Source organism: Massilia sp. NBRC 108631, assembly GCF_059704565.1.
This window is the reverse complement of record NZ_BAAKJE010000049.1, coordinates 1-14,290: the sequence shown is the minus strand read 5'-3', so window position 1 is coordinate 14,290 and position 14,290 is coordinate 1. Positions and strand designations below refer to the sequence as shown.

The following is a 14,290-nucleotide window of genomic DNA, read 5'->3' as shown; positions in this document are numbered from 1 at the left end:
CCGCTACCGCGAAAGAACAGAACCATGCGAGACAAACCGCAAACCGCAGTGCCGGCCCAGGACGAGCCCGCCGGCGCACCGGACGGTGCCTCCTTTTCGGCGCGCGGCCACGTCGACACCGTGGCCCACAGCACCCTCAAAGGCTGGGCGGTCAGGAACGACAGGCAAGACATCGCGGCCACCGTCGAACTGTTCATCGACGACGTCCGGGTCGGCCTTGCCGAATGCAAGAGCTACCGCACCGACTTGCGCGACGCGCGCATCCGGGGCGGCTTTGCAGGATTCGAATTCCCGATTCCCAGCGCGTTCCTGGACGGGCTGCCGCACCGGATCCACGCCAGGGTCCCCGGTGCCAGCGACGGGCACGGGCTGCCCGGACTGGCAGAATTCTCGGACTACGATCCCACCGCCCGGCGCGACCACTTCCAGCACTACTACCGGTCCGCCGTGCTCTCGACATCCTTTCCCGGACGCTCGGCCGAGGTGCTGAAACGCATGGGCAAGCTGGCCATTTTCTGCTCTTACTTCGAACAGCCCTTCTTTTCCGCCTACCATGAACGGATGCTGGAGAGCTTGAGGAAAAGCGGCTACTGGATCCTGTGCGTCCACTCGCTGGCCGAGGACATGCCGCAGCCGGCCGCGCCGCGCCAGGCCGACGGCTACCTCGTCAAGAAGAACCATGGCTATGACTTCGGTTCCTGGCTGGCCGGGATCCACTTCCTCCAGGAATTCCTGCCCGGGCTGGAGCACATGGTGCTGATCAACGACAGCGTACTGGGTCCGTTCAATGACCTGGCTGGCCTATTCGGAAACATGGAGGCCGACCCGGCCGACTTCTGGGGCCTGATCGACAGTTTCCAGACCAACTACCACCTGCAGAGTTTTTGCCTGGGCTTCAAGAAGCGCATACTGCAAAGCAGCTTCTTCACGTCCTTCTGCTCATCGTTCAGCTTCTCCGACGACAAGGGCGTGGTCATCCAGGAAGGCGAGCTGTCGCTCACCCGCAAGCTGACGCAACAGGGATTCCTGCCGGCCACCGCGTTCAAGTACGAAGATGTGGCCAGCCACTGGGTGAAGAAATGGCGCGGCGAGCTCCACGGCAAGAAGCCGGACCGGAACGCCGCCCCGGACCTGGCCAGGAGCCGGCTGCTGGCCCTGATAGAGGACGTGGAAGCGGGCATCCCGATGAATCCGACCCACTTGTTCTGGGACAGCCTGATCGAGCTGGGCTTCCCCTTCATCAAGCGCGAACTGCTGTTCAAGAATCCGATGAACCTGCCCAATCTGCACCTGGCCAAGCGGCTCATCGCCAGCCATTCGGACTACGACCTGGCGCTGATCGAGCACGCCAGCCGCTTCTTCCCGGTCAGCCGGATCTACCTGTAAGCGATGAAAATACCGCGCCCCCTGCTCTCGTCCCTGTTCGGCAAGCAGCATGCCGTCGACCTGGAGGAATTGATCAAGAGCGTGTTCAGGGAACTGATCGGCCGCGAGGTCGAGCCGGCGTCCCTCGAATACTGGACCCAGGCCATCCAATCGGGCCTGCACAGCGTGGACTACTTCCTGCAGTTCGTCTCGACCAGCCAGGAAGCGATCGAGAACATCCCCGCCGAGAACCATGAGCACCTGCTGAAACTGATTTACCAGCGTTCCCAGGCCGGCTCGGCGAGCGGCAATCCCTATCTGATCAACGAGAGCAGGCGCAAGCTGTATTTCCTGCATATACCGAAGGCGGCGGGGATCTCGTTGACGCATTACCTGGCGCAGGACTACCATCCGCTGCAGATCAAGTCCACCGTGTTCGGCAGCACGCAACAGCACAGCTTCCACCGGTTTTTCGTCGGCCATTTTTCCATCAACGAGATTCCGGCGCACGACCACGATTCGGTCAAGCTGATTTCCATTCGCGATCCGCGCAGCCGTATCGTCAGCCTCTACCATTTTCTGACCAACGTCCCCGACGAGGACGCGACCTGGGGCAGGGCCGCGCAAGCGGCGCGCAGCGGCACGCTGGCGGAGGTGCTCAGCTGCAGCGATCCGCAGGTCAGGTTCGCATTCGACAATTACTACGTCCGCGCCCTGTCCGGGCGCGGCGTGCCGCTGTCCGCAATAGACAAGGTGATGGACCAGGACGACCTGTGCACGGCGATCGCGAACCTGGCCAGGTTCGATCACGTGGTCAGGATGGAAGACCTGACTGCCAACGGCGGCTTGGCGCCGTCCACCGTGCAGGATCTGAAAGCGCGGCTGGACCTGCAGCTGCAGCTGCCTATCGCGGAGATGAACCGGGGCGATAGAAGCAGGCCGGTCAATCTCGACGACATCCCGCAAGACATGGTCGCGCTGGACTACCAACTGCTGCAAAAATACTACGCCATACTACGTTAAGGGATCACGATGAAAGCCATCTCATTAAACGGCTACACCTTCTATTTTGAATGCGCCTCGAAATTTCATTCCTTCCTCATCATCAAGGGGCTGGTCCATTCGCAATCCGGGGCCGCGGTCAGCATCGCTTCGGTCGAGCTGAAGGGAGACGGCATCCAGTTCCAGAAAAGCGCCATCCGGGCCGAAGAGAACGGCAATAATTTCGCCTACAAATTCGAGCTGGAGGCGATCTCGCTGTCCAACGGCTACCATGCGGACATGGGCGTGGAAATCGCCATCGACGGCGTCAAGCTGTTCATCAGTATCCGGGACATCACGGCGGTCCTGCAGCACCTGGACAAGGACCTGGGGCAGCAGTTCCTCCAGCATGTCAACGAAGCGGGCAAGATCAAGCTGCTGGACATCGGCGGCCGCGCGCGCAGCGGGGTGCTGCGGGCCGACGATTTCTCCACCGTCGAGACCACCGTGATCGACATCGTCAGCGATACCGGCGTCGATATCGTGGTCGACGCCCACAATATGTCGTCCAAACTCAACAAGGACGAGTTCGACGCCTGCATGTGCATCTCGGTGTTCGAGCACCTGATCATGCCGTGGAAAGTGGTGCTGGAAGTAAATAAAGTGATGAAGACCGGCGGCGTGTTCCTGGTCGCCACCCACCAGACCGTCGGCCTGCACGACATGCCCTGGGACTACTACCGCTTTTCCGATTCCGCGTGGGACGGCCTGTTCAACAAGTTCACCGGCTTCGAGATTGTCGGCAGGGCCATGTCCGGACTGAACTACATCACGCCGTTTGCCTGGTCGGCCGACAAGAACTTCGCCGAGCGCGCCTGCGGCTACGAAAGCAGCACGGTGCTGGTGCGCAAGACCGGCGACAGCAAATTGCAATGGCCGGTGATTGCGTCCGACCTCGTGGATGACAATTATCCCGAATAAGGGCCTCGGCCCGCAACTACCAAGGAAGACATGACATGCCATCCCGTTCAGAAGACAAGGCCAACCAGATCTTGCGCGAATATCAAGCGGCATTCTCGACATTGAACGCGGGGGACTTCATCGGCGCGGACTGGGGCGCCAAGGCGCTGCTGCTGGCGCTGGAAAAGGAGAACGGCGTGCTGACCAACGAGGCGGTGCCGTTTTTCGTCGCCCTGCGCTTCGACCGCCACCTGGACGTCAACACCTTGCCGGACGTGATTTCAGGCCTGCTGTACATCCGCGGCATGGCCAATATACAGCTCGGGCACCATGCGCGCGCCCGGGAGTTTTTCTGCGCTGCCTATGAATTCGCCTTCAGGAAGCTGGTCTACAGATCCAATCCGATCGACATCTCCGAAGGCATCTTCTGGCCGGCGCTGTTCCACGAGGCGCTCAGCGCCAAGATGGACGCCAACCTGCAAGGATTGATTTATGCGCGCAGCTTGTTCGCCCATCATGCCAACAACCACCAGCTGCTCAGCTCAACGGCGCCATTCGAAGCGTCCATGCGGGAATTCAAGCTGCGCGTCGAACACGAACTGGCCTCCTGAGCGTCAGGGTCAGGCCGGCGCCAGCAGCGCCAGTTGCTCCGGCGCCAGGTAGCACCATTCGCCCTCGGCCAGGCCCAGCGATTCCAGCTGCAGCTGGCCGATGGCCGAGCGGTGCAGCGCGCTGCAATGGTTGCCGGCGGCGGCCAGCATGCGCTTGACCTGGTGGTACTTGCCCTGCTCCAGCACGATTTCCAGCTGATGCTCGCCGCGCCGCTCGCACACCAGTGCCGCCAATGGCGCCGGTTCGTCGTGCAGCTGCACGCCGGCCAGCAGCTGCGCCACCAGCTCCGGCGTCACCGGAGCTTGCGTGGTGGCCTGGTACACCTTGGGAACGTGCCGCTTCGGCGACGATTGTGCATGGATAAACGGCCCATCGTCGGACATCAGCAGCATGCCGGTGGTGTCGTGGTCGAGCCGGCCGACCGGCTGCACCTCGCGCCAGCTGAATTGCTCGGGCAGCAGCGTCAGCACGCCCGGGTGATGGCTGGGCTTGCGCGAGCATTCGTAGTTGGCCGGCTTGTTCAGCGCGATGTACAGGTGTTCGCGGTACACCCACTCTTCGTCGAAGATGGTCAGCACCAGGCCATCGGTGTCGATGCTGGCCTTGTAGTTGTCGTGGACTACGCCGGCGATGCTGACTTCGCCGTCTTCGATCAGGGCGCGGCAGTATTTGCGCGTGCCGAAACCCTGGGATTGCAGGATGCGGTCTAAGGATAATTTGCTCATAGGGCGAGACTTTACCAGATTTCAAACACAGCTTGACGCAGATCAAAGGCCCCGCAGCTTGCTCCGCTACACTAAATTTAATGTAGGAATCTACCTAGTGCCTGTCAGAAAGGATGCAAGATGAGCTCGCAAAAAATGGCTACCCGCCACCTCGCGCTGCACGCCACCCGCCTCGGCGTGGCGCGCTGGCGACTGGGCGCGGCAGGCAAGGCGCCATCCGCCATGCCGCAAGCGCACTGGCATTTGGCAGCGCAACAGCACTTCCTCGATTGGCTGGCCGGCGGCGGCATCAACTCGGAAATGGCATGCGAAAATGAAAACAGCGGCAATGACGCCGCCGTTCTCATGCCCCATTGCGGGGCTCAATGCGAGGAATTGAAATTCTCTCGGGTCCGCATCAGCGATGCGGTTGAGTAGTTCGTTTCTGACTTACGGCAAACTTGTGCAGACAACGAGTTATGCTGTTTATGCGGCCTCCCTGGGAAAGAACTACAACACCAATATAGCCCACCCCGGGAAGAATACAAGAAGAAATCAGGCCGTCTTGTCAATGTTGCACCGTGCGGTGACGCACGCAAACACGACATTTCTCTGCAATTAGCGCACTGCGGGGGCAGCGCTTTGCACTGCCGCCTTCATCACGCCGGCGCCCATGGCGGCGCCGAATTTCTTCAGCACGCGCTCAGGCAAACCCTCGTGCTGGGTGTAGTCGACGATGTCCTCGGCGTGCACCACGTCGCGCGCGACGGTATCGACCGTCCCCAGCCCGTCCGCCAGGCCCATGTCGATGGCGCGCGCGCCGGTCCAGAACAGGCCGGAGAAGGTTTCCGGGGTTTCCTTCAGGCGCTTGCCGCGTCCGGTGCGCACCACGTCGATGAACTGGCCGTGTATCTCGTTCAGCATGGTCTGCGCGTGCTGGCGGTGTTTCTCGCTCATCGGCATGAACGGGTCCAGGAAGCCTTTGTCGGCCCCGGCCGTCAGCAGGCGCCGCTCCACGCCGACCTTGTTCATGACGCCGCTGAAGCCAAACCCGTCCATCAGCACGCCGATGGAGCCGACGATGCTGGCCTTGTTGACGAAAATCTTGTCGCCGGCGGCAGCAATGTAATAGCCGCCCGAGGCGCAGATTTCGTTGACCACCACGTACAGCGGCTTGGCCGGGTAGCCCTGGCGCAGGCGGCGGATCTCGTCGACGATCATGCCAGCCTGCACCGGGCTGCCGCCCGGGCTATTTATATGCAGCACCACGGCCACCGAGCCGTGGTCGGAAAAAGCCTTGTTCAGGGCCGGGATCACCACCGCCGCCGAACCGCTGCCTTCCGTTTCGATATCGCCTTCGATCTCGATCAGGGCCGTGTGGCGGCCCAGGGTTTCGGTGTCGGCGCCGGGGAAGGTGAAATCGAAATAGGCGGCGATGGCGACAAATACCAGCACTAAGGTCATCAATTTGAAGAAGATGCCCCAGCGCCGGTTGGCGCGGCGCTCGCGCACGGTGGACAGCACCAGCTTTTCGAGTACCTCGCGCTCCCAGTTCAGCCCCGCCACCGATGGGGCGGGCGCAGGCGCCGGATTGGATGCGGCGCCGGCGGGAGTGTTGCCGCCAGCGTGATTGTTATCGCTCGTATTGTCGCTCATAAAATCTTAACTCGGGGGTGGGCGCCGCTCAGGCGCGGGCGGGCCGGATGTAGTCGTCCGGCTGCCAATAAAGGTGCTCGTCGTGCTCCACCACGGCGATCGGGCGCAGCCGGCCGCCACGGCACGGACCGCCGGCGCACTGGCCGTTGTCGGGAATGTACACCGCGCCGTGGGTCGAACACATGATGTACAGCTTGCTCGACTCGAAAAATTCGCCCTGGTTCCAGTCCAGTTCGATGGGCACGTGGGCGCACCGGTTCAGGTAGCCGTAGACCTTGCCGCCATAGCGCACCACGAAGCCGGTGGCGTCCTCGCCGCCGGCCGTGACTGGGAAGCGCACGCCGCGGCCCAGGTCCGCTACCGCGTCGGCCGCGCAGATCAGGATTTCCACGCTATCGCTCATCAGGCGTTCTCGTTCAGCCACTGGTGCAGCTCGGCCACGGTTTTGGCCGAGTACATCGGGTTGCAGGCCTGCAGCTGGTCGACCGGATGGGCGCCGTACTCGACCGCCACCCCGGCCGCACCGGCGTTGTTGGCCATCAGCAAGTCATGGCTGGTGTCGCCTATCATCAGGGTACGCTTCAAGTCCTGTCCCAGTTCACGGGTCAGTTCCTGCAGCATGGCCGGATGCGGCTTGGAGAAGGTTTCGTCCGCGCAGCGCGTGGCGTCAAACAGCGACAGCAGCCCGGCCGCATTCATCGCGCGGTTCAGGCCGACGCGGCTCTTGCCGGTCGCCACGGCCAGGAAGTACGCCTGCTGCGACAGTTCCTGCAGCATCTCGGCCACGCCCTGGAACAAGGTCAGCTCATGGTCTTTCGACAAGTAGTGGTAGCGGTAGCGCTCCACCATGCGCGGATAATATTTGGGGTCGATGTTGGGCATCACCGCCTGCATGGCCTCGTACAGGCCCAGGCCGATGACGTGCGAGGCCGCGTCCTCGCCGGGAATGGGCAGGGCCAGATCCTTGGCCGCAGCCTGGATGCAGCGCACGATTGTTGATGTGCTGTCCATCAACGTGCCGTCCCAATCAAACACGATCAGATCAAATTGCTTTCTTGCCATGTATTCCGGCGCTGCCTGCCACCGGCTCCTCTATCTATAAATTCAATGGTTTGCCCAAGCTTAGCAAGAATCGCTCGCATTCGGCGGCCAGCGGCGCGTTCAGCGTCATGGTTTTGCCCGTTTCCGGGTGGGTAAACGTGATCTGGTGGGCATGCAGGAACATGCGCTTGAGCGCGCCGCGCGTGGCGTCGGCTTTCTGGAGCGCCTTATTCAGTGCGAAATCGCCGTATTTATCGTCACCTGCGATGGGGAAGCCCGACGATGCCAGATGAACCCGGATCTGGTGGGTGCGCCCGGTTTTCAGCTCGGCTTCCAGCAGCGCGAACTGCGGATATTTTTTCAGCAAGGTAAATACCGTGTGCGAAGCCAGCCCGTCCGGGGCCACCGCCACGCGGCGCTCGCCGTCCGCAGTCGAATACTTCTTCAGCGGCGACTTGACATGCTGGCGCGCATTCTTCCAGTCGCCCACCGCCAGGGTCAGGTAGCGCTTGTCGGTATGGCCGTCGCGCATCTGCTCGTGCAGATTGGTCAGCGCCGAACGCTTCTTGGCCAGCAGCAGCAGGCCGGAAGTGTCGCGGTCCAGGCGGTGCACCAGCTCCAGGAACTTCGCGTCCGGGCGCGCGGCGCGCAGCTGCTCGATGACGCCGAAGGATACGCCCGAGCCGCCGTGCACGGCGGTGCCGGCCGGCTTGTCGATCACCAGCAGGTGCGCATCCTCGAAAATGATGGCGAACTCGGCGGCAGGCACGTTGGACTCGGCCTTTTCCGCCACGCGCACCGGCGGCACGCGCACCACGTCGCCCTGTACCAAACGGTACAGCTGATCGATGCGGCCCTTGTTCACGCGCACTTCGCCGGACCGCAGGATGCGGTAGATATGGCTTTTCGGCACACCTTTGCAAATACGCAACAGGTAGTTATCGATGCGTTGCCCGGCGTCTTCTTCGCCTATCGTCAGGAATTGTGCTTGCGGCAGGACCTGTGTGGGGACGGCGGCTTGCGGCTTTTGCGCCGCATTCTGGACCATGTTTCGGCCGTTCTTCCCAGAAAATCTCTCTAAGTCCTTCATTTTGAATATATAATCGTTTTGCCGCAGTTTAAGCTGCTGTACGTGTAAGAATAAAAGCACATTTTACACAGGGGCGTATCCGCTGGCCTCGCTTATTTAGCAAATTCAGTGGAAATAAATGTATACGCACACTCGTGCGGTCATCAGGGTGGCGACCACTGTCGCCATCGGGTAGCGCGCACGGGTGCTGGGATTAGATTGGCTGGATTGTTAGGATAAGTCCGGTGAGCAAGCACACAGTCGTTGCTCGCTGGTTGATGAAGCTGATTACGCTTGCCGTTTTCGCCAGGCACCATACAAGATGCCATGGCTCGACGCTTTGCGCACGCCTGCCTGCCCCGCCCGCCCCGGCCGAGTCACCTCGGCCGCTCGGCCCGCTGGATGAGTTGCAAGCAGTGCGCACACTCGGCATGACGCTCGGCCTCATGCGCCCTTTGCGGCCGCAACGCTACCGCGTTGCTGCGCCGCATGACGAGGCAAAACCCCTCCGCCTCCTTACTCCCGCGTATATCCCTGGTATCACGCCGTTCCCGAGGGAACGGCTAGAGATGGCCTTCGGGCCGCGGAGTTAATAAAAATGAAACGCATGTTGTTCAATGCGACGCAGCAAGAAGAGTTGCGCGTTGCCATCGTCGACGGTCAGAAACTGATCGACATCGACATCGAAACCGCTGGCCGTGAGCAGCGCAAGTCCAACATCTACAAAGGCGTCATCACCCGCATCGAACCATCGCTGGAAGCGTGCTTCGTCAGCTACGGCGAAGACCGCCACGGCTTCCTGCCGTTCAAGGAAGTGGCCCGCAGCTACTTCCGCGAAGGCGTGGACGTGCGCAATGCCTCCGTCAAGGAAGCGCTGCGCGAAGGCCAGGAAATCATGGTGCAGGTGGAAAAAGAGGAGCGCGGCAACAAGGGCGCGGCCCTGACCTCCTTCATCTCGCTGGCCGGCCGCTACCTGGTCCTGATGCCGAACAACCCGCGCGGCGGCGTATCGCGCCGCGTCGAAGGCGAAGAGCGCCAGGAACTGCGCGAAACCATGGACAAGCTGGACCTGCCGCAAGGCATGTCCGTGATCGCCCGCACCGCCGGCATCGGCCGCAACGTCGAAGAGCTGCAGTGGGACTTGAACTACCTGATGCAGCTGTGGCGCGCGATCGAAGGCGCCGGCAAGGCCGCCTCGGGCGCCTTCCTGATTTACCAGGAATCGTCGCTGGTGATACGCGCCATCCGCGATTATTTCCAGCCAGACATCGGCGAAATCCTGATCGACACCGACGTCATCTACGAGCAGGCTCACCAGTTCATGAGCCACGTGATGCCGGACATGGTGCACCGCGTCAAGCGCTACAGCGACGACGTGCCGCTGTTCTCCCGCTTCCAGATCGAACACCAGATTGAAACGGCGTACTCGCGCACCGTGCCGCTGCCATCGGGCGGCGCCATCGTCATCGACCACACCGAAGCGCTGGTGTCGGTGGACGTGAACTCGGCGCGCGCCACGCGCGGTTCGGACATCGAAACCACCGCCTTCAACACCAACTGCGAAGCGGCCGAAGAAGTGGCCCGCCAGCTGCGCCTGCGCGACCTGGGCGGCCTGATCGTGATCGACTTCATCGACATGGAAGTGGCCAAGAACCAGCGCGAAGTGGAACAGCGCCTGAAGGATGCGCTGCACCACGACCGTGCCCGCGTCCAGATGGGCAAGATTTCCCGCTTCGGCCTGATGGAACTGTCGCGCCAGCGCCTGCGTCCGTCGCTGTCCGAAGGCTCGCACGTGACCTGCCCGCGCTGCTCGGGCACCGGCCACATCCGCGATACCGAATCGTCCGCCCTGCAGGTGCTGCGCATCATCCAGGAAGAGGCGATGAAGGAAAACTCGGCCACCATCCACGTGCAAGTGCCGGTGGACGTGGCGGCCTTCCTGCTGAATGAAAAGCGCGGCGAAGTGCTGAAGATCGAGAACCGCCACCGCATCAATGTGATCCTGATCCCGAACAAGCATCTGGACACGCCGCACTACAAGCTGGAGCGCATCAAGCACGACGATCCGCGCCTGGAAGACCACACCGCCAGCTACACCATGGCCGAGCAAGCTGAAACCGACATGGCCTACAACAAGCGCCAGAAGGAAGAAGCCAAGCCGCGCCAGGAAGCCGTCGTCAAGACCATCACCCCGGCCCAGCCTGCCCCGGTGGTGGAGCGCAAGCCTGCGCCGGAGCCGGTCAAGCCTGCGCCGGTGGTGGCTGCACCAGAGCAAGGTTTCTTCGCCAAGCTGTTCTCCTTCTTCTCGCCGAAGAAGGAAGAGCCGGCGGCAGCGCCTGCTCCGGCAGCGGCCGCCAAGCCGAGCGCCGAGCGCGGCGACCGCAACGCCCGTGGCCCGCGCGGCCGCAGCCGCAGCGGCAAGCCGGGCAGCCGCGAGCGTGAAGAACGCGAACCAGGCGCCCGCACCGGCGCCGACGAAGCGACCAAGCCAGTGGAAGCGCGCGAAGGCCGTCCAGCCCGTCCGCCGCGTCCACCGCGCGAGCCGCGTGAAGCGCGCGAAGGCCAGCCGGCCGACGCCCAGGCCCCGCGCCCGGAACGCGCCGAGCGTCCTGAGCGCGCAGAGCGCCCGGAGCGTGCCGAACGCACGCCGCGCCCACCGCGTGAACCGCGCGCCGACAAGGCGCCGGTCGAGGTGAAAGCCGATGCGAAAGCAGACGAGCTGGCACTGACCGCAGGCGCCGCCGCAGCAGCCGTCACCCTGACCGGGGCACCGGCGGTGGCCGCGCCAGCGGGTGAAGCGCAAGTGAAAGTCCCGGCGAACGCCGGTCCTGACGGCGAAGACGGCGAAGCAGTGGACGGCGAAGAGCCGCGCCGCCGCCGCCGCCGTGGTGGCCGCAACCGCAACCGCCGCGAACGCGACGGCGCCGAAGGCGTCGAGGGCGCGGAACTGGCCGAAGGCGAGTCCGCACCGGTGATCAGCTTCACCGTCGCTCCGGCCGAAGGCGAAGCCGCGCCGGCAGCGCCTGTGGCTGTCGCCGCTCCGGCCGATCCGACCGTGCCGGCCGCGGCCCCGGTTGCCGCCGAAGCAACGGTCGCCGTGGCGGACGCGCCTGCCGCCGTGGCTGCTCCGGTCGATCCGACCGTGGCCGTGGACGCACCGGTGCCAGCTGCCGACGCGCCGCCGGCTGCCCCGGTAGTCACGCCGGCCCCGGCTATTGCTGTGGAGGCAGTAGTTGCCGCAGCGCCCGCCGAGGTTGCGCCTGCCGTGGAAGCGGCCCCTGTTGCAGAGGCGCCGGTTGCCGCCGCCCCGGCAGCAGCCGAAGCAGCCGCAGCGGCCGCCGAAGCAGTGCCTGCCGTGGCAGTTGCCGACGCAGTGCCAGCGACGCCAGAGCCGGCCCCGGCCGCCGAGTACGCTTTCGAGCAAAAGCCGCAAGCCGCTGACGCAACGCCGGCCGCAACGCCGGTTGCAACCCCGCTTGCCGCGCCGGCGGCCGAGCCTGTCGCCGAAGCGGCTCCGGCAGCAGCAACGCCAGCCGTGGCAGCAGCGCCAGCCGCCGAAGCCGCCGCACCGGTGGCAGCCGCGCCAGCGCCAGCAGCAGCGCCGGCCGCCAAGCCAGCCGACCTGAACGCGATCCTGGAAGCGGCCGGCCTGACGCTGGCAGCGACCGACCCGGCCAAGCTGCGCGCCGCGCAGGAAGCCGCCTCGCAAGCGGCCAGCACCCCGGTGCGCGTGCCGCGCGAGCGCAAGCCCTTGCCGCCGCAAGCGGACGAACCGCTGGTCCAGGTTGACACCCGCCGTTAATCGCCGGACGGTCGACTAAAAAGGGGAAGCCATGCGCTTCCCCTTTTTTATTGTAATTACATATATGCAACTATCCGCGAGCAGGCAAACTGCCGTCGTGCTATCGTATCCGCATGTCTGAAAAAATCATCCTCTTCACCGACAACCGCTCGCAAGCGGCTGTCGTGCCAGCCATCCTGCAGGCGCCCACGGGCGAGCTGCGGGACCAGCTCGCCCGTCCCCTGCACGACCTGCGCATCTCCGTCACCGACCGCTGCAATTTCCGCTGCGTCTACTGCATGCCCAAGGAAGTGTTTGACAAGGACTACCACTACCTGCCGCACTCCTCGCTGCTGAGTTTTGAGGAAATCACGCGCATCGCGAAGATCTTCATCGGGCACGGCGTCGAGAAACTGCGCCTGACCGGCGGCGAGCCGCTGCTGCGCAAGAACATCGAGAAGCTGATCGGCATGCTGGCCGAGCTGAAAACCGTGCACGGCAAGCCGCTCGACCTGACGCTCACCACCAACGGCTCGCTGCTGGCCAAGAAGGCCCAGTCGCTCAAGGACGCCGGCCTGCAGCGCGTCACCGTGTCGCTGGACGCGCTGGACGACGCCATCTTCAAGCGCATGAACGACGTCGACTTCGCGGTGGCCGACGTGCTGCACGGCCTGGACGTGGCGCACGGCGTGGGCCTGGGGCCGATCAAGGTCAACATGGTGGTCAAGGGCGGCATGAACGACCAGGAAATCCTGCCGATGGCGCGCTACTTCAAGAACACCCCCTACATCCTGCGCTTCATCGAATACATGGACGTGGGCGCCTCGAACGGCTGGAAGCTGGACGAGGTGGTGCCGTCGGCCGAAGTGGCGCGCCGCATCGGCGCCGAACTGCCGCTGGAACCTGTCGCCGCCAATTACACCGGCGAAACCGCCGCGCGCTGGCGCTACCTCGACGGCGGCGGCGAGATCGGGCTGATCTCGAGTGTAACCCAGGCATTTTGCCACGACTGTACCCGCGCCCGCCTGTCCACCGAGGGTAAGCTGTACACCTGTTTGTTTGCCACGCGCGGCCACGACCTGCGCGCCCTGCTGCGCAACGGCAGCAGCGACGCGCAGATTTCCGGCGCCGTCAGCCACCTGTGGCAGGCGCGCGGCGACCGCTACTCCGCACTGCGCACCAGCCAGACGGAGGGCATAGACCAGCGTCAAAAAGTCGAGATGTCTTATATCGGGGGATAGTTTGAGCTTGAAGAACGAGGTTACCGGCCTGATCCTGGCCGGCGGACGCGGCACCCGCATGGGCCGCGTCGACAAAGGATTGCAGCCCTTCCATGGCAGCACCCTGGCAGCCCATGTGCTGCAGCGGCTGGCGCCGCAGGTGGCCAGCGTGGCCATCAGCGCCAACCGCAACCTGGCAAGCTATGAAGCCATGGGCGTGCCGGTCTGGCCCGACCAGCTGAGCGGCTTCGAAGGCCCGCTGGCCGGCCTGCAGACGGCGCTGCGCAACTGCACCACCGAGCTGCTGCTGACGGCCCCCTGCGACTCCCCCTTCCTGCCGGCCGACCTGGCCGGGCGCCTGCACGCCGCCCTGCGCGAACAGGACGCCGACCTGGCGGTGGCCGTCACCGCCGAGGCGGACGAGAGCGGCGACAGCTACCAGCGCGTGCATCCGGTGTTCAGCCTGATGAAAGCCAGCGTGCTGCCGCAGCTCAGCGCCTATCTCGACACCGGCGCGCGCCGCATGGACGGCTGGTACAAATCGGTGCGCGTGGCCGAAGTGCTGTTCAGCGACGCTGGCGCCTTCCGCAACATCAACACGCTGGGCGACCTGAAAGACATGGAAGCGCTGGCGGCGCGGGGCCGCGGCCCCGCCGCCGCCGGCTACACGCCGGACGCCATGCCTGTCGAGCAGGCGCAAGCCATCATCCGCAGCCTGGTGCAGCAGATGCCGCCGGCGCCGCTGGCTGAACGGGTCGGCCTGCGCAGCGCGCTGGACCGGGTGCTGGCCGCCGACATCATCTCCCCCATCGACGTGCCCGCGCACGACAACTCCGCCATGGACGGCTACGCCTTCCGCGGCGCCGAGCTGCAGCCCGGCGCCGCCACCACCTTCAAGGTG

At 64.1% G+C, this 14,290-nt stretch carries 13 protein-coding genes; 8 read left to right on the top strand and 5 right to left on the bottom strand.

Features of this window, described 5'->3' with window-relative positions; genetic code table 11:
• Window positions 1-24 precede the first annotated feature (24 nt).
• The 4 genes from AC6H42_RS05615 to AC6H42_RS05600 are packed head-to-tail and all read left to right on the top strand — an operon-like array spanning window position 25 to window position 3,917.
• The gene (locus AC6H42_RS05615; RefSeq protein ID WP_082552105.1) at window positions 25-1,386 is read left to right on the top strand and encodes a rhamnan synthesis F family protein; all 1,362 of its coding nucleotides are present in this window, start codon (window positions 25-27) and stop codon (window positions 1,384-1,386) included.
• A gap of 3 nt (window positions 1,387-1,389) precedes the next feature.
• Window positions 1,390-2,388: a sulfotransferase family 2 domain-containing protein gene (locus AC6H42_RS05610; protein ID WP_057157516.1), complete on the top strand. Its 999-nt coding sequence runs from the start codon at window positions 1,390-1,392 to the stop codon at window positions 2,386-2,388.
• A 9-nt stretch (window positions 2,389-2,397) separates the two neighbouring features.
• Window positions 2,398-3,327, top strand: a complete 930-nt coding sequence (locus AC6H42_RS05605; RefSeq protein ID WP_057157515.1) for a methyltransferase domain-containing protein — start codon at window positions 2,398-2,400, stop codon at window positions 3,325-3,327.
• A 35-nt stretch (window positions 3,328-3,362) separates the two neighbouring features.
• Window positions 3,363-3,917: a hypothetical protein gene (locus AC6H42_RS05600; RefSeq protein WP_057157514.1), complete on the top strand. Its 555-nt coding sequence runs from the start codon at window positions 3,363-3,365 to the stop codon at window positions 3,915-3,917.
• 9 nt (window positions 3,918-3,926) lie between these two features.
• On the opposite strand, the gene AC6H42_RS05595 is transcribed toward AC6H42_RS05600, so the two are convergent.
• Window positions 3,927-4,643, bottom strand: a complete 717-nt coding sequence (locus tag AC6H42_RS05595; protein WP_497547586.1) for a pseudouridine synthase — start codon at window positions 4,641-4,643, stop codon at window positions 3,927-3,929.
• A gap of 120 nt (window positions 4,644-4,763) precedes the next feature.
• Here AC6H42_RS05595 and AC6H42_RS05590 point away from each other — a divergent pair, with 120 nt between their 5' ends.
• Entirely contained in the window at window positions 4,764-5,060 is a 297-nt protein-coding gene (locus AC6H42_RS05590) for a hypothetical protein (protein ID WP_057157512.1), read from the top strand.
• Between the two features lie 180 nt (window positions 5,061-5,240).
• Here AC6H42_RS05590 and AC6H42_RS05585 read toward each other — a convergent pair whose 3' ends face one another.
• Genes AC6H42_RS05585 through AC6H42_RS05570 form a run of 4 tightly spaced genes read right to left on the bottom strand, consistent with a single transcriptional unit; the run spans window position 5,241 to window position 8,409 of the window.
• Complete coding sequence (locus AC6H42_RS05585; RefSeq protein WP_057157511.1) at window positions 5,241-6,278, bottom strand: S49 family peptidase; 1,038 nt, start codon at window positions 6,276-6,278, stop codon at window positions 5,241-5,243.
• A 28-nt stretch (window positions 6,279-6,306) separates the two neighbouring features.
• A complete protein-coding gene (locus tag AC6H42_RS05580; protein WP_057157510.1) occupies window positions 6,307-6,681 on the bottom strand; it encodes a Rieske (2Fe-2S) protein in 375 nt (124 codons plus the stop codon).
• Entirely contained in the window at window positions 6,681-7,340 is a 660-nt protein-coding gene (locus tag AC6H42_RS05575; RefSeq protein WP_497547585.1) for an HAD-IIIA family hydrolase, read from the bottom strand. Before AC6H42_RS05575 ends, AC6H42_RS05580 begins: the two co-directional genes overlap by 1 nt.
• A gap of 34 nt (window positions 7,341-7,374) precedes the next feature.
• Window positions 7,375-8,409: an RluA family pseudouridine synthase gene (locus AC6H42_RS05570; RefSeq protein ID WP_057157508.1), complete on the bottom strand. Its 1,035-nt coding sequence runs from the start codon at window positions 8,407-8,409 to the stop codon at window positions 7,375-7,377.
• Window positions 8,410-8,986: 577 nt separating this feature from the next.
• On the opposite strand from AC6H42_RS05570, the gene AC6H42_RS05565 reads away from it, so the two are divergent.
• From AC6H42_RS05565 to mobA, 3 genes are all read left to right on the top strand, one after another.
• Window positions 8,987-12,190, top strand: coding sequence for an Rne/Rng family ribonuclease (locus AC6H42_RS05565; protein WP_497547584.1), 3,204 nt, complete (start codon window positions 8,987-8,989; stop codon window positions 12,188-12,190).
• Window positions 12,191-12,303: 113 nt separating this feature from the next.
• Window positions 12,304-13,410, top strand: coding sequence for a GTP 3',8-cyclase MoaA (gene moaA, locus AC6H42_RS05560; RefSeq protein ID WP_057157506.1), 1,107 nt, complete (start codon window positions 12,304-12,306; stop codon window positions 13,408-13,410).
• 7 nt (window positions 13,411-13,417) lie between these two features.
• Window positions 13,418-14,290 (top strand): molybdenum cofactor guanylyltransferase MobA (gene mobA / locus AC6H42_RS05555; protein WP_497547583.1); only part of this gene is annotated, 873 nt, incomplete at its 3' end.

Coding starts and splice junctions, on each gene's coding strand:
- AC6H42_RS05615 (WP_082552105.1), top strand. CDS start 25: ATGCGAGACAAACCGCAAACCGCAGTGCCGGCCCAGGACGAGCCCGCC.
- AC6H42_RS05610 (WP_057157516.1), top strand. CDS start 1,390: ATGAAAATACCGCGCCCCCTGCTCTCGTCCCTGTTCGGCAAGCAGCAT.
- AC6H42_RS05605 (WP_057157515.1), top strand. CDS start 2,398: ATGAAAGCCATCTCATTAAACGGCTACACCTTCTATTTTGAATGCGCC.
- AC6H42_RS05600 (WP_057157514.1), top strand. CDS start 3,363: ATGCCATCCCGTTCAGAAGACAAGGCCAACCAGATCTTGCGCGAATAT.
- AC6H42_RS05595 (WP_497547586.1), bottom strand. CDS start 4,643: ATGAGCAAATTATCCTTAGACCGCATCCTGCAATCCCAGGGTTTCGGC.
- AC6H42_RS05590 (WP_057157512.1), top strand. CDS start 4,764: ATGAGCTCGCAAAAAATGGCTACCCGCCACCTCGCGCTGCACGCCACC.
- AC6H42_RS05585 (WP_057157511.1), bottom strand. CDS start 6,278: ATGAGCGACAATACGAGCGATAACAATCACGCTGGCGGCAACACTCCC.
- AC6H42_RS05580 (WP_057157510.1), bottom strand. CDS start 6,681: ATGAGCGATAGCGTGGAAATCCTGATCTGCGCGGCCGACGCGGTAGCG.
- AC6H42_RS05575 (WP_497547585.1), bottom strand. CDS start 7,340: ATGGCAAGAAAGCAATTTGATCTGATCGTGTTTGATTGGGACGGCACG.
- AC6H42_RS05570 (WP_057157508.1), bottom strand. CDS start 8,409: ATGAAGGACTTAGAGAGATTTTCTGGGAAGAACGGCCGAAACATGGTC.
- AC6H42_RS05565 (WP_497547584.1), top strand. CDS start 8,987: ATGAAACGCATGTTGTTCAATGCGACGCAGCAAGAAGAGTTGCGCGTT.
- moaA (WP_057157506.1), top strand. CDS start 12,304: ATGTCTGAAAAAATCATCCTCTTCACCGACAACCGCTCGCAAGCGGCT.